Annotated in this window: 20 protein-coding genes; all 20 read right to left on the bottom strand. The window is 38.6% G+C overall.

The features are described from left to right. Positions 1-58: 58 nt before the first annotated feature. Positions 59-640, bottom strand: coding sequence for an amino acid synthesis family protein (locus tag HYG86_RS14535; RefSeq protein WP_213166303.1), 582 nt, complete (start codon positions 638-640; stop codon positions 59-61). 18 nt (positions 641-658) lie between these two features. Beyond that, positions 659-1,492 carry a UPF0280 family protein gene (locus HYG86_RS14530; RefSeq protein ID WP_213166302.1) on the bottom strand — a complete coding sequence of 278 codons (834 nt, stop codon included), beginning with the start codon at positions 1,490-1,492 and terminating at the stop codon, positions 659-661. Positions 1,493-1,494: 2 nt separating this feature from the next. Beyond that, entirely contained in the window at positions 1,495-3,009 is a 1,515-nt protein-coding gene (locus HYG86_RS14525) for a DUF362 domain-containing protein (protein WP_213166301.1), read from the bottom strand. Further along, positions 3,010-4,179 (bottom strand): amidohydrolase family protein, encoded by a 1,170-nt coding sequence (locus HYG86_RS14520; protein WP_213166300.1) that lies wholly within the window; start codon positions 4,177-4,179, stop codon positions 3,010-3,012. It abuts the gene before it with no gap. Positions 4,180-4,204: 25 nt separating this feature from the next. Continuing rightward, positions 4,205-5,071, bottom strand: coding sequence for an isocitrate lyase/PEP mutase family protein (locus HYG86_RS14515; protein ID WP_213166299.1), 867 nt, complete (start codon positions 5,069-5,071; stop codon positions 4,205-4,207). Between the two features lie 4 nt (positions 5,072-5,075). Then, positions 5,076-6,500, bottom strand: a complete 1,425-nt coding sequence (locus tag HYG86_RS14510; protein ID WP_213166298.1) for a glutamate mutase L — start codon at positions 6,498-6,500, stop codon at positions 5,076-5,078. Between the two features lie 9 nt (positions 6,501-6,509). After that, on the bottom strand, positions 6,510-7,658 hold the full coding sequence (locus HYG86_RS14505) for a 2-methylaconitate cis-trans isomerase PrpF family protein (RefSeq protein WP_213166297.1): 1,149 nt from the start codon (positions 7,656-7,658) through the stop codon (positions 6,510-6,512). A 4-nt stretch (positions 7,659-7,662) separates the two neighbouring features. Next, entirely contained in the window at positions 7,663-9,522 is a 1,860-nt protein-coding gene (locus tag HYG86_RS14500) for a cobalamin-dependent protein (protein ID WP_213166296.1), read from the bottom strand. Continuing rightward, positions 9,515-10,039, bottom strand: coding sequence for a LeuD/DmdB family oxidoreductase small subunit (locus HYG86_RS14495; protein ID WP_213166295.1), 525 nt, complete (start codon positions 10,037-10,039; stop codon positions 9,515-9,517). Before HYG86_RS14495 ends, HYG86_RS14500 begins: the two co-directional genes overlap by 8 nt. A gap of 2 nt (positions 10,040-10,041) precedes the next feature. Continuing rightward, the gene (locus HYG86_RS14490; protein ID WP_213166294.1) at positions 10,042-11,259 is read right to left on the bottom strand and encodes a 3-isopropylmalate dehydratase large subunit; all 1,218 of its coding nucleotides are present in this window, start codon (positions 11,257-11,259) and stop codon (positions 10,042-10,044) included. 12 nt (positions 11,260-11,271) lie between these two features. After that, complete coding sequence (locus tag HYG86_RS14485) at positions 11,272-12,678, bottom strand: serine dehydratase (RefSeq protein ID WP_213166293.1); 1,407 nt, start codon at positions 12,676-12,678, stop codon at positions 11,272-11,274. Then, positions 12,678-13,577: an NAD(P)-dependent oxidoreductase gene (locus HYG86_RS14480; RefSeq protein WP_213166292.1), complete on the bottom strand. Its 900-nt coding sequence runs from the start codon at positions 13,575-13,577 to the stop codon at positions 12,678-12,680. The genes HYG86_RS14485 and HYG86_RS14480 overlap by 1 nt, the downstream gene beginning before the upstream one ends. Before the next feature lie 210 nt (positions 13,578-13,787). Then, the gene (gene mocA, locus HYG86_RS14475; protein ID WP_213166291.1) at positions 13,788-14,354 is read right to left on the bottom strand and encodes a molybdenum cofactor cytidylyltransferase; all 567 of its coding nucleotides are present in this window, start codon (positions 14,352-14,354) and stop codon (positions 13,788-13,790) included. A gap of 23 nt (positions 14,355-14,377) precedes the next feature. Further along, a complete protein-coding gene (locus tag HYG86_RS14470; protein WP_213166290.1) occupies positions 14,378-15,145 on the bottom strand; it encodes an ABC transporter ATP-binding protein in 768 nt (255 codons plus the stop codon). 2 nt (positions 15,146-15,147) lie between these two features. After that, positions 15,148-16,188, bottom strand: a complete 1,041-nt coding sequence (locus HYG86_RS14465; protein WP_246451797.1) for a FecCD family ABC transporter permease — start codon at positions 16,186-16,188, stop codon at positions 15,148-15,150. Next, positions 16,157-17,236, bottom strand: coding sequence for an ABC transporter substrate-binding protein (locus tag HYG86_RS14460; protein ID WP_213166289.1), 1,080 nt, complete (start codon positions 17,234-17,236; stop codon positions 16,157-16,159). Before HYG86_RS14460 ends, HYG86_RS14465 begins: the two co-directional genes overlap by 32 nt. Before the next feature lie 13 nt (positions 17,237-17,249). Continuing rightward, on the bottom strand, positions 17,250-17,777 hold the full coding sequence (locus HYG86_RS14455; protein ID WP_213166288.1) for a nucleoside-triphosphatase: 528 nt from the start codon (positions 17,775-17,777) through the stop codon (positions 17,250-17,252). A gap of 381 nt (positions 17,778-18,158) precedes the next feature. Next, the gene (locus HYG86_RS14450; protein WP_213166287.1) at positions 18,159-19,190 is read right to left on the bottom strand and encodes a PTS sugar transporter subunit IIC; all 1,032 of its coding nucleotides are present in this window, start codon (positions 19,188-19,190) and stop codon (positions 18,159-18,161) included. 2 nt (positions 19,191-19,192) lie between these two features. After that, positions 19,193-20,179, bottom strand: coding sequence for a xanthine dehydrogenase family protein molybdopterin-binding subunit (locus HYG86_RS18310; RefSeq protein WP_281391280.1), 987 nt, complete (start codon positions 20,177-20,179; stop codon positions 19,193-19,195). Beyond that, complete coding sequence (locus HYG86_RS18305) at positions 20,179-21,462, bottom strand: xanthine dehydrogenase family protein molybdopterin-binding subunit (RefSeq protein WP_281391279.1); 1,284 nt, start codon at positions 21,460-21,462, stop codon at positions 20,179-20,181. The genes HYG86_RS18310 and HYG86_RS18305 overlap by 1 nt, the downstream gene beginning before the upstream one ends. Positions 21,463-21,478: the final 16 nt, after the last annotated feature.

Raw genomic sequence — 21,478 nt, 5'->3', positions numbered from 1 at the left:
CCTTCATAGAAAGTAATAGCTCATCCAAAATTATATCTAATTTTAGATGAGCTATTTTTTATCTTAAGCCATCTACACACTTAGCCTCAGCGATGGTAAGCCCACCTACCCTTGGGTGTGGTCTACCACAGTTTGTCACTGAAACAATAAGTACTAATTCATTATCCCTAGGTGCATCTGGAACTCTAACTTCCATGGCATCGAAGTGTGTTCTTACGAAGGCGGCATCTTTATAATGAAGCGGTACATCAATGCTTACTCCTGGATAGCCCATTTTTTTTGCAGATGGGATAATGGATTTTCCACCACCTAACCCTTCTCTAAAAGGTTTGCCCAATTTAGGATGCAGTAGTGCCGCGGCATGCTCTAATTCACCATTTCCACCTACTATGGCGGCTTTTCCATAGCTTTCAGCTTCAGAAATATCTATATTTGCTGCCTTTAGCGCTTTCTCCACAAGAAGTGGTGCTATCTCTTCACTCCAATCGGCAAGTGAAGATAAATCTTCTTGATATTTACCAGCAAAGGGATTCTCAATTACAACTGCCACAGATACTTTCTTTTGGTTTTTTCCCTCAATTAGCTTTTGACCATCAGTAATAGGCTCTTCAACAATGGTATAAAACTTTCTAATTTTCATATCTTTTCCTCCTAAAATTTAGATTTTCCTAAAATCAATATGTTCGGGTAACTTAATCATATTTTCGCCAACGGCTATGAATGCCCCCTTGATAACTCCTTTATTTAATAGTCTTTCTGATGCCTCATACCCATTTACTAGTGCGGTCAGTTTCTCAACCTCTGATAAGTTACCAACTTTTAAGGTAACTAAATGGCCAGGTATGTCTGTTCCACTGTCGATTTTCTCGGGATAGCTCCTAAGTATCCTAGGAGATTCTAGACTTGTTTCATTTGCAATATGGGTTGCACATACATCTGCTATAGCAGCATCACTGGCCAGTATAACTGCTAGATCAGCGACACCCTTTGTAAAGCTTCTTCCACCAAATCCACTTGAACATATGCCCCTTACACCATCATTTGGCTCGATAGATATGACATAGGAGGGTTTAGTACTATTTAAAAGTGGTATCCCAACATTTATGGTTCTCTCTAGATCCCTTAAAGCTATGTCACCACCATTATTAATTATCGCCCTATTACATCCAAGCTCTAAAGCTTTTTCCAAGGCTAAGTCTGAAAAAGAACCAGCTACACCCGCAAGTGGTGTCATTGTTTCATCCCCACACTTCGTTACTGCATTTAACATCTTTTGGAGGGGAAGAGGCAGCTCTTCCAAGTGCCCTTCCCATTGTTTCTGTCCTTTTACATATGGCATGAATTCTAGGGTCTTTTTAAACTGTTCTAGTACATATTTTGCAATTTCTGTTCCTAATTTAGGGTCCCTTAGATAGTTCATTGTAACGTCCAAAACCATCCGAATAGGACCGATTTCTAGGTACACCCTTTTATCATCTAATACGCTAATCATATCTAGTTACCTAGCTTGAATTTCTTATAAAGATCCTCTTTTGTCATAATCTGAGCTTTATGTCCGCCGATTTCTTCGTATTTCTTGCGTGTCATAGTATATTCCACAGGAGCAACCGTTGCAGGGGTAGGCACCCATGTGGTCGATTCAGGAACCATTTTCCCAACATCAACCATAAAATTTATTCCTCCTCCTGGTAGAACAAAGGCTGGTGCTCCTGCCACTGTCATTAATACCTCATCATTGTGAATGGCATCGGTTAGTTTTCTTGGTAGTGTTGATACTCCAGCCCTTGCACTTCCTCCTGTTCCACCCGTATAAATAACTGAGACACTAGATTCCTCGCAGGTAGACGAAATCAGATTAACGACCTCTAAGATCTGTTCATTAAGCCCGATATCCTTCACAGAACCATCGTGTTGAACTTCAAGTAAGGCAGCTTTTTGACCTGTAGTTTCTGTTACTAGGATTTTCATACCAGGTCGTGCTAGTTTCATATCAACTTCTGCTACAGAGTCAATGGGGTCCATTATTTCAGTTCCTCCCCAACCATGGCCGTGTTTTCCAAAATATCTTCCCCTTGTACTTTTTACACCATATGGAACGACTCCACTATAAGTAAGGCCAACTTCTTCGCCAGCAAAATGTTCTGAAAGTAAACCTATTACATGATAGTCCAATATTATAGCTTCATCTACTACTTCTGACATTTGTCTAGCAAACATACCGACGGTTGCACTACCACAGCCAACGCGCATGAGTTTTTCTTTTTTTCCATCAATTATTGGTGGGTGCCCTTGTTGTAATTCTAGTGTACTACCACTTTCAACCTTTAAAGTTACTCTTCGACTATTTGCTAAGTCAACTATGGTTTTCGCAACAATAAACCCATCATTTCCATTGCTTAATAAATTGGCTCCACCTAATGTTAGCATTTTAGAACCGTATTCTTCAGTAGTAACCATTCCAACTATTTTACCGTCTCGTTTTACCTTTGCACCTTCATCCCCTATATGCATATTTGTATCTATCTTGACTTTTACCCCGCTGTAACTTAGGGGAGCCTCTGTTACAACTGTTACTACATCTACACCATCCACATTCTCTTGGACTATTGCTGGAGCTGGCCGACAGCAGGGATAGCTAGTTCCGCTTCCTACACCTGTGATTATAGGCTCAAAGCCTAGTTTTTCTTTGTTAGACTTGTATACACCTTCTACAACTAGCTTTCTATTTCTAATGATTTCATTACCATTACTTTGATATCTCGTACATGCACCTGTTTTTCCTTCAGGTATTGTACAGTTTACGGGACAGTTTTTACAAATTAAGTAGTTTTGCGTGTTAAGTGTGTCTTTTTCTATGGCCTTAAACGGGCAGACCCTAACACAAATCCCGCAGGATACACAATTGTCCTTTGTATAGGCTTTTTTATTTTTAACCTCAATAGCATCCAATGGACAGTTTTTTACACAGATATTACATCCCTTACATTTATCCAGGTAAATATGGATCATCTAAACTGCCCCCTCTACTTTAGCCATTTTTGTAGCAGGTGGAGTATTTCTACTCTTTGCAAACTGAATTTGACCATCTATTATCACCATAGAAATCCCTGGGAGGTCCCCTGCCTCTAGGGCTTCGATGGCATTTTTCCCAATAGAACCTAGAGGAGTATCCATGATTACAAAATCCGCTTCTTTACCTTCTTCAACCAACCCAGTGTTTAAACCATAGACCTGCGCAGTATTTCCAGTGGCAAAACACAATGCTTCTGCTGCGGATACCTCTGCCTCTGAAGCAACGTAGGCGATTGTCCTCAAAATTCCTAGTGGTATTATACCTGAACCTGAAGGAGAGTCATTTCCTATGATTATCCTTTGTAATTGATCCCTTGATTTTACTTTATTAACAGTTTCTTTCATTACTTTAAAGTTTCCACATTGAACAATTTCTAAAGCCATATCTGTATTATCTATTATTTTTTCCATCTCTGTCAGTGATACAGCAGTAGGTCCACCATTTATATGAGATACAACATCAGGTCCTGTTCTAATGACATCATCGGATGAAATGGTGCTACTTCCTGGTATTGATGTTCCTCCAGTGTGCATCATTACTTTAAAGCCATGTTTCTTAGCTAGCTTTACCATGGGTGCAGCTTTTTCAGGATCTTTTATTGACCCTAAACCAACTTCACCCACAAGCCATACTCCCTCTTTAGCCATTTCTTCAAAGTCTTTTTCAATAAGACCTTCTTCTAAAATCACTGCTCCACCATGAAGCTTAACTCCACCCGGTCTAGATTTTGAAGACTTGTGGGCTAGTATAGCTAGCGCTTTTGTCCCGGCTGGATCTTTAGGGCGACCAGGTGTGTGTGCTTCTCCAGCAGAAATCATAGATGTTACACCACCATGGAGTGAGCTGTTTATAAATCCTAAGGTATTTTGTCTTGGGGTAAAATCTCCCAAAACTGGATGTACATGAGAATCGATAAGCCCCGGCGCCAATGTTGTACCCATTGCATCGATGACTTCATCACACTTATAATCAGTCAGTAAGCTTTCATCACCTATTTTCTCGATTTTTCCGTGTATCACTATAACCGTATTAGCTGTAGAAACTGGATTGTTAATATCACCTGTTATCAAAGTGCCGATATTTTTTATTGCTAGACTTTTATTCATTTTCCATCCCCCTTAAATGATTCTCTTACTCCCTTACGAACTTATCTTCTAACTTAGCGTAGTCCTCTAAACCTACTAACTTATTGAACTCAGGAAAGGTAATCATTTGATCAGTGTAATTAGCAGTTGTTTTGTCGGTCTTTAATTTATTCATTAAATCAAGCATTGCCTTAGCGTAAACATAGGTAGATGCTGTTGGATATATTACTAAACCATAACCTATTTCTTCAAGTTCGTCATTTGTCAATAGTGGTGTTCTTCCACCTTCAACCATGTTTGCAAGTGTAGGAACAGTTAGTGTTTCATGGATTAATTGCATTTCTTCTAAGGTTTCTAAAGATTCAACAAATATCACATCAGCTCCAGCTTCTTCGTATGCCTTTGCCCTTTTAACGGCTTCTTCAATTCCATGAACTGTCCTTGCATCGGTACGGGCAATAATCACAAAATCAGGGTCTTTACGCGCCTCTTTAGCTGCTTTAATTTTACCAACCATTTCATCTAATGAAACTACTTTTCTTCCTAGCATATGGCCACATCTCTTCGGTGCCACCTGGTCTTCTAGTTGGATTCCAGCTACCCCTGCCATTTCATATTCTTCTACAGTTCTCATTACTGTTATTGCATTCCCAAAACCTGTATCAGCATCAGCAATTACTGGGACATCCACAGCTGAAACCATTTTGCGTGCCCTATCTAGCATTTCTGTCATACTTAAAAGTCCAATGTCTGGTTTTCCTAAGGCACTGGCAGCTTGGCCATAACCAGTCATATACACAGTCTTAAAACCTGACTTTTCAATAACCCTTGCTGTTAAAGCATCATGGGCTCCAGGTGCTACTAATATTTCCTTTACTTTCAATAGTTCTCTTAATTTAGTTGTTTTTTTCATTGGTCTACCCCCTGTTATTTTTAAATTGATTTATTAGTACGTCAAATGCATACTCCTCATCCACCTGCGATATAATTCCACCAGTATAAAGTAGATAATTTGCATCAATTAAGATTTTTGGGTCTTTAGGTAGGAGTGAAACCCCTCGTTCTTTCAGGGCATTTCTAATTATCCTCTCCCCTTCTTCCTTGCTCCTATGGGCAAATATACCCCCAACAGCAATCAACGTTTCAACATTTCTCAAATCTCTTCCCACTGGCATTCCAGGTGTTATCCCTGTTATTGGGTCATAGTTTGTGGATATATAACCTGCGTGGCGTTTTAGGGCCACTTCCACAGCTGTCTCAGCCAGTAAAGTATCAAATTCGTATTCCACCTGATTTTTAGGCAAGTGCATGGGTTTTTCATCAAGATGTTGGCAATAACCTATGAATAAATCTAAATTATTGTCTAAATCGAGACCTCTTTTTTTCAATATAGCTTTTGGATTCACTGTTTCAAGAACTCCTAATGCACTTACCCTTAGACCCAAATTACCCTCAACAGTGCGATGGGATATTTGCTTTTCATTGCTAATTATTAGGCCTATTTCTTCATCTTTTAGTTCTGAAAGTCTTGGTATTACTGAGTGGACATCTGTTGTTGCCCCACCTAGGTCCACTATTATAACTTCGCCTAAACCTTCTTTTTCATAGGTTCCCTTTGCAAGTAACTCTGTTGCCATAAGAACTGCTCCTGGTGTTGGGACTATTTTCTCGTTGGTTATTTTGTTTTTTAATGCACTGAGACCTCTGGCTTTAGTGATTTGTTTAATAAACTCTTTATGAATGATATCTCTAGCTTCTTCCACTTTAAGTTGATGTATTGTGGGCATAATATTAGCTGCTCTAACACAGCTAATATTAGCACCTTGTAAAATTTGTTCAGCTTTTTTTTGTGCCATAATATTCCCTGCGATTACCACTACTGCCTTTGTGTCACATCTAGCTAGTAGTTCTGCATTTTCTACTAAAGATGTCTCATCACCAAAGTCAGTACCACCTGCCAGTAGAACTATATCTGGATCCGTCTCTTTAATGATTTGAATTCTATATTCAGGAGGGTCTTCATGGGATATTATCTCTAGTATCTTTGCACCAGAGTTCATGGCAACTTCCTTTGCAGCCTTGGCTGTAACCCTTGACATGTAACCCATAGCAACCATCTTAAGTCCGCCAGCAGCACTACTTGAAGCTAAAACACTTTCCACTTCGTATTCTTGCATTCCAAGACTTGCTTTAATCTCTTTATCACCTTGATCTATGCCCATTTGAACATCTTCGATGGTGGTAGGGCTCTGTACACTGGCAACTAGCTGCTTGTTTTTAAATAGCCTTTGTTTTGTATAAGTGCTACCTATATCAACAATCAAGTAATCGAATTTAGTCATGGCTTAACCTCATTTCGCGGTGAAACAAAAGCCCTCCATAATTCTTCGGGCTGTCCTCTCAATTACTGCTTTATCTAGGTTCCACACGTTTTCTTTTTCACTTGCCCCCACATCGATAGTGATTATCCCTGCTGGGTGTCCAATTCTCAGGATGTCTTGGTGCCCTCTATTGCCTTGTTTCATTGCCTGGTTTACCACTGTTCCCTCAATGCGAGCTGCAGCACCTGTACAAATGGTAGCTGTGCCAGCATAGGTCTTATGTACAACTTGCATGAACATTAGTCTTGAAACAAAATCTATTTCACTTTCGTTTATTTGCTTACCTTTAGTAAAATCTTTATATGTTTTAGCTGGTGATACAAATGCTATCATTGGGAAAGCTGGTACCTCTTCCACGGCCTTTTCCCATTTGTCTACAAGCCCCATCATCACTGTTGCCTTACCTCTAATCTCTTCTAAGGTTTGTAAAAGCTCTTTGTTTTTATCTATTTCAGCGGGTGTTTCTATACCAGTTAGACCCAAGTCTTCTGCTTTTACAAAGACAACTGGGTTTGCTGCATCTACTAAGGAAGCATCTATCTTTCCATAACCAGTAACTTCGATTTTGTCAACAACATTGCCAGTGGGTAGAAGCTTGCCTGTACTAGAACCTTGTGAATCTGAAAAGTCAATGGAGATTGGCGAGCCAGTTCCTGGGACACCAGCTATGCTGAAGTCACCTTTAACTTTAGCCATTCCATTTATAACTTCAACTTTCTCAACCAAAATTTTCCCAGTATTTGTGTTATGCACTCTTACTGTTGTAATTGGCTCGGTAGCTTTTACTAGCCCCTCATCCACAGCGAATGGGGCTACCCCAGCAGATATATTGCCACAGTTACCAGAGTAGTCAATTTTGGGAGCACTATATGAAACCTGACCGAAGGTATAGTCCACATCTGCATCCTCCCTGGTGGAAGGACCAATTATGGCTAGCTTACTAGTCAGTGGATCGGCGCCGCCTAAACCATCTATTTGTCTAATATCTGGACTTCCAAATATTTTAAGGATTAGTTCATCCCTTTCCTTTGAGTCAGTTGGAAGGTCAGAGTCTTTTATAAATATTCCTTTACTTGTCCCTGCTCTCATAATAACTACTCTTGTTTTTATTTGTTCCATTTAATTATTCACCCCTTTTATCTTGTAACTGCTCTTCTATCCATTTTATACATTCTTTTACATCAGTGCCGGGACCAAAGAATCCATCAACGCCTAAGAACCCAGTTCCCTCATTAGCTATTTTTTCCTCGAACATCGCGTGTTCTTCTTCTTTTTCAGCTATTCTACCACCTGACATAAGTACCACATCGTCTCTTATGCCAAGCTCTTTAAGTCGTGAGTCTACCCTTGGGAAAAGAGTAACACCCAGACCCAATAAGTTACTTACTCCTACAACATCTGCCTTTGTTTCAGCAGCAACCTCTGCCACAGTTTCTGGCAAGTTCATTCCCCTTAGGAAAATCACTTCGTACCCTGCTTGCTCTATTGCTTCTTTGACCATGTTAATTCCAACAACATGGGCGTCAGCTCCAACAGTAGCTAAGAGTATTTTTTCCTTCTTTGTTATAACATTTTCCCCTTTAACTTCTATGTTTTCTTTTGTTAAAGGCATATACTTTTCATCTACACCTATTGGAGTAAAACCTTTGACATACCTTCTGATACCATCAAAATCTCTATTTGTTTTTACAAATCTTTTTAAATCCCAGCCTCCTGCCCTTGGTGTATCTAAAATGCCACTTTTACCAGCTTCTACAATCATTTCGATTAAATCATTGGAGTCGTATTGTAACCAGAATTCTGCTGTTACTTCTTCAGGCTTAATCATGGTTTCTCTCTTAAGGGCAGCCGTTAATACAGCCATGGCCTCTGCCTTAATTTCTTCTTTTCTTTTGTGGATATATTCATCTTTTATATCAACCTTATAGGTATTGTTGAATACATCTTGCGTAGCCCAAATAGCTTTCGCCATGGACTCACCAGTAGGTATCCCAACATTTTCTGCGGCCTTTGGTCTATAGAAGTTCGCTCCCGCCAGTTTTGCCGATGCTGCCATTCTAGCAAAGTGTGCTTGTTCCGCTATTAAATCTGCAGGTGGGTTTTGGAATGTCTCTGGAACAGCAATGATAAACTCACTCCAAATTGTCTCACGATAAGCTTTTATTAGGGCTAAGTCGGCTAATAGGTTTATTCCTGCAACATTCATCTGGATAGCACTAAGGGCCCTGTCTAATCCTGCTTTTACAGCTAATCCCTCAGCAAGTAAACACATTGCTAGCGCCATTCCATCAGTTCCCATTATGTTGTTTATATGTTTATGGGTATCAAGTTGAACGAAGATATTGTTCTCCGCACATAATTGAATAGCTTTATATCCATTGGTTACCTTTGTTTTAAAGTCATGAATACCTCTGCCTCCAAAGTGAACGTGGATAACAGGACCTAGATCTGTTCCATCAAATCCTGCTATTAGAGCATTAAGTACGTTAAGATGAGTGGTATCACCAGTAGCATTTATTCTAATTGGATGTGTAGATCCACCACCCATTTCCACAAACTGTCTTTCACCTTCAGGAGTTATACCACCTTTACCCCTTGATTGCTCGATAAGTTCGATACCGTCTAATGGGTCTATATGTCTTGTTGCTTCAGAGTGAACAAATTGAAACAAGTTTATTCCTAGCTTTTCAGCCATTTTATACATATGCTGTGATTCATTGAAGGTCTCTTCGGCACTGTTCCTACCCAAAATTGGGTTTTGTATTGGATTGCCAGTTTCCACTGCTTTTCTACCAAGCTCAGTTAAACGATAACCACTTCGAATAACACCATTAACTTCCCTCGGATATGGTGCTGGTAAACCTTGAATATCACCATTTTCATCAATGTAAGGCATCTTTACGCCAAAGGCTTTTTCATATGCTTGAATTCTTTCAATGTCTTCTCTGATGATTCTTTCTGTATTTGGTCTATACTTAGCCATTATGACACCCCTTCTCTTCTAGCTTTTTAATCACCTTGTTCATAAGTCCACCTGCTTGCAGGGTTTCCAATGTCACATTTGTCAAACCGTTTAGTGAATAAGTTTTGTTTTTTGATAAATTTTTAACTGTAAGGAATTTGATGTCTACTTCAAACAGGTCTTCTTTATCCATATCTTCTTGGATTTGATGGACTTGGTCACAAGTTATTACTGGTAAGCCTATGTTAATGGCATTACGCCTAAATATCCTTGCGAAAGATTTAGCGATTATAACTGATACCCCTGATTCCTTTAAGGCAAAAGGAGCTTGCTCCCTGCTAGAACCACAGCCAAAGTTTTCTCCAGCAACTATAATGTCTCCACCTTTAACAAGTTGAGGGAACTCCGGAATAATACTTCCCTTAAGGGTATAATTTTTTAGATCATTTTCAGGATAAGACATGGCATATCCCGGTAATATCTGATCTGTATCCACGTTGTCATCTAAACTGAATACTTTTCCTGTAAACTTTTTCATAACTATACCTCCAATGGAATTACTGTCCCAGGTCTCACAATATGTCCCTGGACTGCACTTTCTGCCACTACTCGAGGAGATGCTAAATATATTTGAGCGTCCTTATGTCCCATTCTCCCGGGGAAATTCCTATTCGTTGTACTTATTGCTATATCATCATGATTCAATAGACCTTGGTGGGCTCCATAACATGGACCACAACCGGGGTTTGTGACAATGGCTCCAGCATCCCTAAGAATTTTAGTTAATCCTTGGTGTTCCATTTCAGTCAACACTTTTTTAGATGCAGGACATACCACTAAGTTTACATTTTCACTTACTTTTCTATCCTTTAAGACCTCTGCAGCAATAATCATGTCAGAAATTCGACCATTAGTGCAGCTTCCGATAACTGCCTGATTTATCTTAACCCCTTCAATGTTTTCAATTACCTTTATGTTGTCAGGTGAAGAAGGGCATGCTGCCACTGGCTGTATATCTTCTGCAAGAATGACTGTTTCCTTGGATACTTTCCCAATATACTTAGCATCAAATTCTTTGCTTTGATCTATATAGCCAATCATAGCTCCCATCTCAATCATCATATTTGAAATTGTCATCTTCTCATCGTCAGATAAACCCAGTATTGTACTACCTGATAAAATTACTCCCCTATCTGTAAAGCCGTTTGTTCCAAACATCCCTATTACATGTAGAATTATATCTTTAGCATATACCCCTTTGCTTAAGCTACCTTCTATTCTTATAAGGTGAGTTACAGGAACTTCCATGTCTATTGTTCCTAAAGCCATTACTGCTGCTAAATCTGTGGACCCTACACCCAATGCTATTGCTCCATAAGCTCCTGCTGTACAAGTATGTGAGTCTGCGCCAACTATTAAATCTCCTGATTTATATAGTTTCTCATCACTTATTACTTGATGAATTACACCTTCAGATTTGTCGAAAAGTCTAGTTCCAAACTCTTGTGCAAATTCCTTGATATATTTTTGTTGTTGCCTAGAATCCACTGTTGCGCATGGAACGCAGTGGTCCATTACAAATACCACGCGTTCCTTGTCAAATACCTTATCTACATTTATTGAACGAAATTGCTTAATTGCCATGGGTGCTGTCACATCGTGGGCTATTGCCAAGTCCACTTTTACAGTCAGTTCATCGCCTACTTTAACAGTTTTAACCCCTGCTTTTTGAGCGATAATTTTCTCTAAAATATTCATGTTCCAGCCCCCCTATTCTTCAGCAAGAACAATGGATAGCTCTTCGGCTATCTCTGCAGCCCTTTGGACAGATGGTGTGGCTTTTCTTAGTACTAATCGTCCTCCACCTCTATTTAATGCATCTACCATAAAAGTTCCCTCATTAGTCTCAATAGTCACCCGTTGTACTTGATGTTCTTCTGCTCTGATTATTTCCACTTCTATACCCAGTCGTTCTACAGATTCCATAACTTGTCTATACATTTTGTAATCATTTGTGGAAGCACCGAAAACTGCCCCCATTAGTGTTCCTGGTATATTGATACCCCTTCTGTCGAAGAGCTCACCATACAATTCGATTTTAACTTTTTTGATTTGTCCTTTTGAGAGATAGTGTGCGATTCTGCCTGTATTTGTGGGTGATCCCACTGCTTGTGAACTACCCCCAACTACAGCTACTCCCAATGTTTGGTTTATAGGTTTGGCACCATGAGCTAGCTTTTTGGCCACCTCTTTAGACCTCTGTAATGTTTTGCTAATGTTCTCTTGCTCTAGGTCTTTTATTTCCTGGTCTATGAGTTTTTCCACTTGAGGCTTTGTCTTAAAGAAAGGTCTCATATAGTCATTGACCATCGGAACTATATGCTTTGCAGATACAGGATGTATTTCAGTAGCCATGGCAAGCATTACATCTATAGGAACGTTTACTTCTATATCTGTTTTAGTTGTTAAACTCGCTGCAAGGGATCCAATTAATATGGCCCCCCCGATATGGGTTGCGCAAAGGGCTGGAACCATAACCCTTGGTGTACAAGGAACTGCGATGGTAGGTGATATGGATAGTACCATAGCTCTCTCCATATCCTTGGGTGTTCCGCATTTCACATGCACCATTGCAGCGGCTATGGCCGCTGCTCCTGCTCCAAAACCTTCCATATTACACCCTGTGGTAACCTTTCCCACTCTAAACATTGATCCTATCTTTAAGATTAGAGCAGTTGTTTCACATACTTCTTCCTTACTTCCACCAGTTTCTTCTAATGCCTTTATAAAACCTGTATAGGGGCAAGAGTCTCCAGTACCCGCACAAGGATTTAACCCTATTTCATGATTTCCTACTTGGGCTGCAATTGTATATTTTAATACTTTGTCAATAAAACCATCTTCAAACAAAGCATTTCCCTCAATTTTATGTAGTTGTGCCCCTGTGCTGCCTAAAAGCAAACTGTGACCTGTTTCTAACCCGATTTCCACAGCTTTTAAATTGTGTGCAAACTGTTCGTATGATTGTTGTAGAATCTCTTCTTTACTTTTTCCTGTTGTTAGTTCAGCTTCTGCTAGAACAACATCTACTACCCTTACACCCTCACTGTGTGCGATTTCAATTGTTTCCCCTATAGTTAGAGGGAGTTTTTCTTCGATCAACCTTTTTAACTCCATTATTCTGCCTCCCTTTCCCTTACTTTTACTTGACCCCAATTTTCAAATGTATTTATTATTGCAGATATATCCTTATTGCCATTACCTTCTGCCCTAGCAATTTCATACAATTGTTGTGCTAAATTTCCTATAAGTAGTGGAAATTGTAGGTCCTTTGCAGTATCGATAGCTAATTGTAAATCTTTATATTGCAAATCAATCATAAATCCAGGCTCAAAGTTCCCCTTAGCTATGAATTTTTCATACTTTGCTTTTAGTGCATATGAATTTCCTGAGCTTTGAGAGATAACATCATATAAAATTTCTGGCTTTAGGCCAGCTTTAACACCTAAAGTTAACGCTTCTGAAACTGCAGCCATATTTACTCCAAGTAGTAAGTTGTTTACTAGTTTAATTGTATCGCCAGCGCCCACATCTCCTACGTGTTTGATAGAAGTTCCAACGCAGTTTAATAATGGAAGTATTTTGTTTAATACCTCTTCCTTTCCTCCAACCATTATGGTTAAAGTTCCTTTTTCTGCCCCTATTTGACCGCCACTGACTGGAGCGTCTAGAACTTCTATATCTTTTTTGTTTGCTTCCCTAGCGATGTGTTGAATTGTCTTTGGCGTTATACTGCTGAAATCAACAATAACGCTTCCTGGCTTTGCCCCTTCTAAGACACCATTTTCACCTAGCATAGTCATTTGAACTATTTGTGAATTTGGTAAAGATGTCATAATAACATCTACTTTTTCAGCCAAGTCTTTAGGAGATTTAGCCACTTCAGCACCTAGTTCTTTTAGTTCGTTGACAACTGCTATGTTTATATCATAAACAACCAATTGATTGACACTTTTCACTAAATTCGTGGCCATCCCTTTACCCATTGCTCCAAGTCCTATAAAACCTATCCTCATATCCTAACCTCCAGTTATTTTTTTCTACGCCTTGTATAAATGCAAATACTATGCCAATATAAATGTCCCATATATGCCTAGGATTAGCTTGAAGTTATTCTAGTTTATTTCATTATTGAAATGGTTTTTTAACGCAATAACCACAAAACACTCTCCTTAGGGTTGTTTCTTGATTTCAAAAATGAAATATCCTTGTCATATTTGAAAGCTTTAAAAAATTCCTATATAGTCCTCCCATTTATCAATGTCATGTCCTGCATGCTCTTCTATATTCACATATAGTACATGCTGTGTATTGCCTTTGATTATTCTTCTGCCTCCAGTATCTCCTGAAAGGCTAAGTAGTTGATTCTTGAATTTCTTTGGAAATATACAAGGACTGCCAGGCTTGTCCCCATATAAAGGCACTATTATGCAGTCCTTATTTTGATTAAATTTGTGGATTAGTCTATTTAGTATGTCTTCTGTCAGCAGTGGTTGGTCCGATGTTAAAAACATATATCCCTCAGTGTCTTCATGGGAGTTGCTGACTCCTAATTTTATGGCCTCACTTTGTCCTAGATATGCATATTTGTTATACAATGAATTAACATTATTTTTACTCGCTATCTCTTTAACTTCCTGGTCCTTATATATCAATAAGATCTCATCTAGAGATCCTTTTTTTGCTATATCGATAACATGTTCCACCATAGGTTTACCGAATATCTTTAATAGTAGTTTGTTTTGTTTCATTCTTCTCGAGTAACCTGATGCCATTATAATAGCTGTTATCATACTTTTTCTCTCCTAAGGTAAGATTACTTAGCTGAAACATAGATTAGTCCATTGTCTATTCGACTGATTTTAGTGGATGTTCCATAGAGGTAAGATAGATTGCCTTCATTAAAAACTTCTTTTGTTAAACCTTTACTAAGAACTTGACCCTCATGTATCATCACTGAGTGTGAGCAATACTGGTACACTAGATTAGGGTCGTGCATGCAAATTAAGACCCCTAAATTATTTTTCTTTACAACATCCCTTATAACTTTTAAAATTACATGCTGATTTGTAAAATCCAAGTGAGCAGTAGGTTCATCAAATAATATGTATGGAGTTTGTTGTGCTAATGCTCTAGCTATCATAACTAATTGCCTCTCCCCGCCACTTAGCTCATTAAAAATTCTCTCTTTTAAGTAAAGCCCTCCTACCAATGCTAAAGACTCCTCTGCCTTTATGTAATCTTCCTTTATTGGCTTACCGAAAAGCTTGATGTGAGGATTCCTCCCCATAGTTACCATATCAAGTACAGAAAAAGGAAATACTTGATTAGTGTCTTGGGAAACAGTAGCAATCTTTTGGGATATTTCCTCTATGGTCATTGCTAAAGTGTTTCTTCCATCAATTTCAACATCTCCATTTTGCGGTTTAAGCAGTCCCTTTATAATTTTCATTAGGGTTGTTTTTCCCGCTCCATTAGCACCTAAAAGACCGTATATGTTACCTCTTTCAATAATTAACGAACATCCTTTTAGGACACGCCTCTGATTATAGTTAAATTGGATATCTGTAATTTTTATAGTCATAATTATCCCTCCACAGTGCTTTTAACTATAAGTAAGTAAGCAAAGACTGGTGCACCAATGGCTGCTGTTAGTATACTGATTGGGATCTCGGAAGTTGTAAGTGATCTTGCTATAGTATCCATTAGTACTGTGAAACCTCCGCCAACCAACATACTCATCGGAAGTAGCCTACTGTGATCTGCTCCAACATATAACCTAGTAATGTGGGGTACGACTAAAGCCACCCATCCAACGGTTCCAGTAATACTAATACAGCTTGCAACCATAAATGCAGATATACTCAGTATTATAAGGCGCAGTCTCTTTACATTTATACCTAATCCCTGTGCATCTTCATCACCCAAGCACAGTATGTTCAACTTCCAAGATGTAGATTTTAAAAAAATAATACACGGTAGAACTGTTATAAGTAGCGTTTGAATCCTAGGCCATGAAGCTCTATGGAATCCTCCCATTGTCCAAAAAACAATAGCTGGAAGTTGTTCAAATGGATCTGCCATGTATTTAATTAGTGACAGCATAGCTGAAAAGAATGCGGATACAACCATGCCAGCTAGCACTAGCATCACTATGTTTTTGTTTTTTGAAGCTTTTGCAAGACCATATGTAATAAAAACTGTAACTATACCAAACACAAATGCTGTTACTTGTATAATTAGATTGCCTTCAAAGGGGAGTAGTATGGCTATAGCAGCACCAACAGTACACCCTGCTGTGACTCCTAACACATCTGGGGAGGCCAAGGGGTTTTTAAAGACCCCTTGAAAAACAACACCTGTTCCACCTAGTACTACGCCAGTTACTAAAGCTAAAATAATTCTTGGGAGTCTGATATAGTAAAATACTAAACTCTGATTACTTGTTATTTCATTTCCTAATAGAAAATTAGGAAGCTCTTGAAACAAAGTCAATATTTCATCAACCTTTACGCTATAACGTCCAGAAAATAAAGAAATGAATATAGTTACTATGAAAAAAATAAATATGGTACTTTTTTTGTTTTTAAGATTACTATTTAATTTTCTCCAGAATTTCATTATCATTTAAAATTCCCCCAAGTTCTGTGAAATTCTTGCCATAGAAATTTAGATGAAATTCCTCTATTTCTTTTAATATGTCCATGTCAGCAAATTCTTCAGGATATAGCATATTTGATAACCACAGGATCCCTAATATGGACCTAGGCTCTGGCATATCCCATCCCCCTAAATTTGAGGGGAAAATATAAACCTGTTTATTTTTTATTGCTTCTATATTACTAAACTGTTTATTGTCTGATATTTCCTGTGCTACATTCCCTTTGCTATATTGTACGGAAGTAATAAAATCGGGGTTAAATTTTATTAACTGTTCTGCTGAAACTTGGTTCCAACCTCCATTTAAGGAACTTGCAACGTTAATTCCACCTGCTTGTTCAATCAGATGGTGTTGATACATATCAGAAGATGTTGTTGACAATAATCCATTAGATCCCGCTAAGTATACCTTTTTACGTTGGTCTAAGGATATGTTAGACACCCTACTCTCCACAAGCTCTAGACTCTCAATGTAATAGGCAATTAACTCTTTAGCTTGTGCTTCTCTCCCTAAAACATCCCCAAGTAGTTCGATACATTCTAAAATCTCTTCTATACTTTCTGGGTTAATTACAACAGCTGGAATCTTCTGTGTAGCAAGCTGTTCTATTATTGTTTCATTATCATTCCCGGGAAATAATATAACAACATCAGGGTTTGATGCTATAACTGCTTCGATATTTAACCCTTCGCCTCTGCTGCCAATTTCATCTAATTTCAGCACCTCTGGATAAACACTGGTAAAAAACTTGTTAGAATGTGTTTTATCAGGCACCGCCACAAGTTTGTGTTGTGCCCCTACTGCGAAAATCAAATTAGTGGCTGGGCCATAGGTGGACACAACGCTGTTAATTTCTTTGGGAATCTCAACTTCTCTACCTTTTTGATCTATAACAGTTCTATTAGTCTCTGTTATTGTGTCAGAGGGGTTTTGCTGTGAGCCCAAGCACCCTGACATAATTATTGATGTAAGTAAAAGTATCACAAGTATCATTGTTTTATTGGATTTAATCATTTTATTCACTCCTCTAATTTTCTAGTTTTAAATTTTTAATTATTTTTATAAGTTCTATTTTAATTTCTTCTCTGTTAACTAGTGTTACATGTAAAATCCTCACATCTTCTCGAAATCTTATGGAGTCCAAGAATTCGGATGTATGTTCTTTAATTACACCTAGGACCGTCTTAGGAGAGTCTAGAAGTTCATGTAACTTTTTTTGGAAATTTCGTGCTCCTTCCTCAAAAAAACCAACTTCATCTAAGAGGACTATTGAGGATCTCTCTGATAAACATTTTTCTAGTAATTTAACTCCATAATCTTCAAAGGTAGATGTAATCCCTGTTTTTGTACCGTCCTTAAAGTAACCTATGTCTTTGTATGGGTTTTCTAATAGTGAAATATTAATTGGTTCTATATAAAACGTCCTTATTTCTGTACTAGGATTCAACAATGTCCTAAACCCAATGGTTTTCTCCCCTATACCCAGTTCATTTGTTACTGAATTTATTATTGTAGATTTGCCAACTTGCTTTCCACCTGTTAGGAAAATATTCACTGTCACACCTCCATCAGGAACATGCTATGTCTCCTGTATATGATAACTAGAACAATAATCCTTACTAAGAGAAAAAGACTAAATGAAATAATTTCCTTCGAAATAAAAAACTCCCCCGTTAAATTTGGAGGAGTTTTCACCATATTCAAATAAAGGTATCTATGAGAATACCTTTATTTGATAGTGATTAGTCACCTAATCGTCCTCCCCTGCCATTTTCAATCCTTGAACGCTGCAGTACCACTTTAACTCATTGTCCTCTTCTCGGCTCCTCGGCTTATGGATTACCCCGATTCACAGCTCTGAAGACTCCTCCCTAAAGTGGAAGGGCTAAGCCCCACGCTTGATATTTAGTTTTTTATAAGATGTTACAATACTTTTTTATAGGTCTAACTTCATATCACCTGGTTTAAGTATTTGTTTAGAATACATGACTTTAGAAATTACATACACTAGTATTGCTGGTAGTGCTATGTGCATTAGAAATATGGATAGATACATACCAGCTCCACCATCCATTGCTGAAATAGCTTCGAACTGACCTACTAAACCACTGGTTCCCATACCTGCACCCATTGGTGTGTTTTCCATTTGTAATACTCTAGCGGAAATTGGACCAAGTATAGCAGATGCTATAATTGGCGGTAACCAAATAATTGGTTTTTTAACGATATTTGGTACTTGGAGCATTGATGTTCCAACTCCTTGGGCAAAAACTCCACCCCAACCATTATCTTTATAACTTTGCACAGCAAAACCTACCATCTGACAACAGCATCCAACAACGGCAGCTCCTGCAGCTATGCCACTTAAGCTTAACATTATTGCTATTGCAGCACTACTTATAGGTAGTGTTAAGGCAATTCCCATTAGTACAGCAACTAAACTACCCATTGGAACAGGGTGTAGCTCTGTTGCATACATAATTAACTCACCAAACTTTGTCATAAATGCTCCAACAGCTGGTGCAACAAAGCTTGCAACTAAGCAGCCAACTAGTATTGTTACAGCTGGTGTTACGATTATATCCACTTTTGTTTCCTTTGAAACCATTTTACCGAACTCCACACCAACTAACGTTGCCAGCAAAGCACCTACAGGTCCTCCACCGTTTGCCGCTCCAGCAGCTCCCACTATTACTGCTGAGAACATTACTAAAGGCGGAGCCTGAAGACCAAAGGCTACTGCAACTGCTATAGCTGGTCCAGTCATACTGTTAGCAATGGGCCATACTGTTTCTGATAAAAATGGTATCCCAAGTTTACTTCCGATTGTATTCATTATACTACCGATTATTAGTGAAGAAAAAAGACCAAGTGCCATGAAGCTTAAAGTGTCAATTAAGTACCTTTTAACAGAGAACTCTATGTTCTTTCTTTTAAAGAAACTAACTTTTTCATTAGTATTTGACATTTTTACTTACCTCCATTTTTTAGAGACTTAATAATTTTTTCAGGAGTTACAGGAACTTCATTAAATCTAATACCTATGGCATCTTCTATTGCACTTAAGATTGCCGGTGCAGTAGGGATCAATGTAGGTTCACCGACTCCTTTTGCTCCAAAGGGTCCAGTTTCGCTATGTTCTTCAACAATAATTGGATATATTTTGGGTGTGTCCATTGCTGTATTGATTAAGTAACTTGTAAAATTTGGATTTTTTATTTTACCGTTATCTAGCTCTATTTCCTCAAGTAATGCGTATCCAACTCCCATCAACGCTCCACCTTCAATTTGCCCCTCAACATTTTGTTTGTTGATGGCTGTACCTACATCATGGGCTGCGATGATTTTTATAACATCAACTTCTCCAGTTTCGGTGTCCACTTCAACCTCAACAATCTGAGTTGCAAAGGCGTAAGTTCCATATGGACTGCCTTCTAGGTTTTCTGGATTTAACCCTGTGGTATCTGGATTAAAGCTACCACTTCCTACAGCGATAATACCCTTTTGCTTCATGGTCATTAATACTTTGGAATATAGGATGTGGTTGTCGGTGTTATTTTTGTCAAAGGCTCTCCTATCCCGCAATTCTACGTTAGAAGCTGTAGTACCCAATAATTCTGCGGCTACTTTTACAATGGTTTCTTTAGCCATATTTGCTGCATTTAAGCAAGCATTTCCTGAAATATATGTTTGTCTACTGGCAGATGATGCGCCAGACTCTGGGGTAACACCACTGTCAGCAGATAATACACTAACGTCTTCATAATGGACCCCTAGTGCTTCTGCCACAATCTGGCACATGACAGTGTCAGATCCCTGTCCTATGTCTGCAGCACCTGTTAGCACTGTAACTGAACCATCACTATGAACCTCAACAAAAGCTGCTGCTGGATTAGGTAGCCCAGTATTACCAACCCCATACCACATACAACCCATTCCTACGCCTCTTTTTTTCATTATAAGCTCCTCCTTTCCTGCGAGATTACTTCTTTGCTTTTTTCTACTGCTTTAATTATTGTCTCTGTGATGCCTACGCTATTATCAAGAATTTGTTTAGTTCCTGTAGTCGATCCTACTTTAAGGGCATTTATTAACCTAATCTCCACTGGAGTCATATTTAATTCTTTTGCAAGTGCATCCATTTGACCCTCGTGTGCTATTGCTACTTGAGGAACACCAAATCCTCTCATTGCGCCTGCCATAGGGTTATTTGTATATACCATTGTAGATTTTACGCGTAAATTAGGCACCTCATAGGGACCTGTACTATGTACAACACTTCTAGTAATTACCCCTAGCCCATATGAAGAGTACGCACCTGTGTCCTGGAAAATCTCAACTTCCATAGCATGAAGTTTTCCATCTTTTTTTGCTCCTGTCTTATACTTCATGAGGGTTGGATGGCGTTTTGACGACACAGTTGTTGATTCTTCACGAGTGTTAACCATCTTTACTGGTCTTTTAGAGTAGTAAGCTAATAAAGCAGAATAGCATTGTAAAGAAATATCTAGCTTACCACCAAAGCCACCGCCTGTTTCAGCACATATGCAACGCACTCTGTTCTGTGGCATGTTTAGCATCCTCGCCACTTCATCCCTGTCAAAGTGAGTGTTTTGTGTTGAGCTCCATACGGTTATTTTTCCATCTTCATACTTTGCTACTGCAGCTTCTGGCTCTATAAACATATGTGATATCATACTAGTTTTATAGGAATTTTCAATTATAATATCACACTCCTTGAATGCATTATCTACATCCCCTTTAACCATTAACTTGGTAGATAAAATGTTACTTTCTCCTCCGTGTATTACAGGGGAGTTTTTATCAAGAGCCTGTTCAATGTTTGATACGACAGGTAGTTCTTCTAAATCTACTTTAATCAGTCCTAAAGCTTCTTCAGCTATTTCCATGGTCTCTGCAGCTATAATCGCCAATGGATCTCCAATTCTTCTAATTTTATTGGTCACTAGAATTGGCTCATCCTTAATAATAATTCCTACACTATTTTCTCCCGGAATGTCCTTAGCGGTCAGAACAGAAACTACACCTGGCAATTCCTTTGCTTTAGAAGTATCTATTTTCTTTACTATTGCAGCAGGAACAGTGCTTCTTAACACCTTACCAAATAACATATTGTCTAATGTAATATCGGCCGCATATTGAGCTTTTCCTGTTACTTTAGCTAACACATCTTTTTTCGTTACACTTTTTCCTATAACACTGTAATTTTTTTCTTCCAACACCCTTCTCCTCCTC

It is taken from the genome of Alkalicella caledoniensis, assembly GCF_014467015.1.
In the GTDB taxonomy this organism is placed as follows: Bacteria; Bacillota; Proteinivoracia; order Proteinivoracales; family Proteinivoracaceae; genus Alkalicella; species Alkalicella caledoniensis.
This window is presented reverse-complemented; position numbering and strand designations above follow the sequence as displayed.

What these genes read in the sequence shown, in the direction of transcription:
- HYG86_RS14470 (WP_213166290.1), bottom strand. Translation starts at nt 15,145, where the DNA reads ATGACTATAAAAATTACAGATATCCAATTTAACTATAATCAGAGGCGT.
- HYG86_RS14515 (WP_213166299.1), bottom strand. Translation starts at nt 5,071, where the DNA reads ATGAAAAAAACAACTAAATTAAGAGAACTATTGAAAGTAAAGGAAATA.
- HYG86_RS14450 (WP_213166287.1), bottom strand. Translation starts at nt 19,190, where the DNA reads ATGTCAAATACTAATGAAAAAGTTAGTTTCTTTAAAAGAAAGAACATA.
- HYG86_RS14500 (WP_213166296.1), bottom strand. Translation starts at nt 9,522, where the DNA reads ATGGCTAAGTATAGACCAAATACAGAAAGAATCATCAGAGAAGACATT.
- HYG86_RS14505 (WP_213166297.1), bottom strand. Translation starts at nt 7,658, where the DNA reads ATGGAACAAATAAAAACAAGAGTAGTTATTATGAGAGCAGGGACAAGT.
- HYG86_RS14490 (WP_213166294.1), bottom strand. Translation starts at nt 11,259, where the DNA reads ATGAATATTTTAGAGAAAATTATCGCTCAAAAAGCAGGGGTTAAAACT.
- HYG86_RS14510 (WP_213166298.1), bottom strand. Translation starts at nt 6,500, where the DNA reads ATGACTAAATTCGATTACTTGATTGTTGATATAGGTAGCACTTATACA.
- mocA (WP_213166291.1), bottom strand. Translation starts at nt 14,354, where the DNA reads ATGATAACAGCTATTATAATGGCATCAGGTTACTCGAGAAGAATGAAA.
- HYG86_RS14460 (WP_213166289.1), bottom strand. Translation starts at nt 17,236, where the DNA reads ATGATTAAATCCAATAAAACAATGATACTTGTGATACTTTTACTTACA.
- HYG86_RS14495 (WP_213166295.1), bottom strand. Translation starts at nt 10,039, where the DNA reads ATGAAAAAGTTTACAGGAAAAGTATTCAGTTTAGATGACAACGTGGAT.
- HYG86_RS14485 (WP_213166293.1), bottom strand. Translation starts at nt 12,678, where the DNA reads ATGGAGTTAAAAAGGTTGATCGAAGAAAAACTCCCTCTAACTATAGGG.
- HYG86_RS14465 (WP_246451797.1), bottom strand. Translation starts at nt 16,188, where the DNA reads ATGATAATGAAATTCTGGAGAAAATTAAATAGTAATCTTAAAAACAAA.
- HYG86_RS14480 (WP_213166292.1), bottom strand. Translation starts at nt 13,577, where the DNA reads ATGAGGATAGGTTTTATAGGACTTGGAGCAATGGGTAAAGGGATGGCC.
- HYG86_RS18310 (WP_281391280.1), bottom strand. Translation starts at nt 20,179, where the DNA reads ATGAAAAAAAGAGGCGTAGGAATGGGTTGTATGTGGTATGGGGTTGGT.
- HYG86_RS14525 (WP_213166301.1), bottom strand. Translation starts at nt 3,009, where the DNA reads ATGATCCATATTTACCTGGATAAATGTAAGGGATGTAATATCTGTGTA.
- HYG86_RS14535 (WP_213166303.1), bottom strand. Translation starts at nt 640, where the DNA reads ATGAAAATTAGAAAGTTTTATACCATTGTTGAAGAGCCTATTACTGAT.
- HYG86_RS14520 (WP_213166300.1), bottom strand. Translation starts at nt 4,179, where the DNA reads ATGAATAAAAGTCTAGCAATAAAAAATATCGGCACTTTGATAACAGGT.
- HYG86_RS14530 (WP_213166302.1), bottom strand. Translation starts at nt 1,492, where the DNA reads ATGATTAGCGTATTAGATGATAAAAGGGTGTACCTAGAAATCGGTCCT.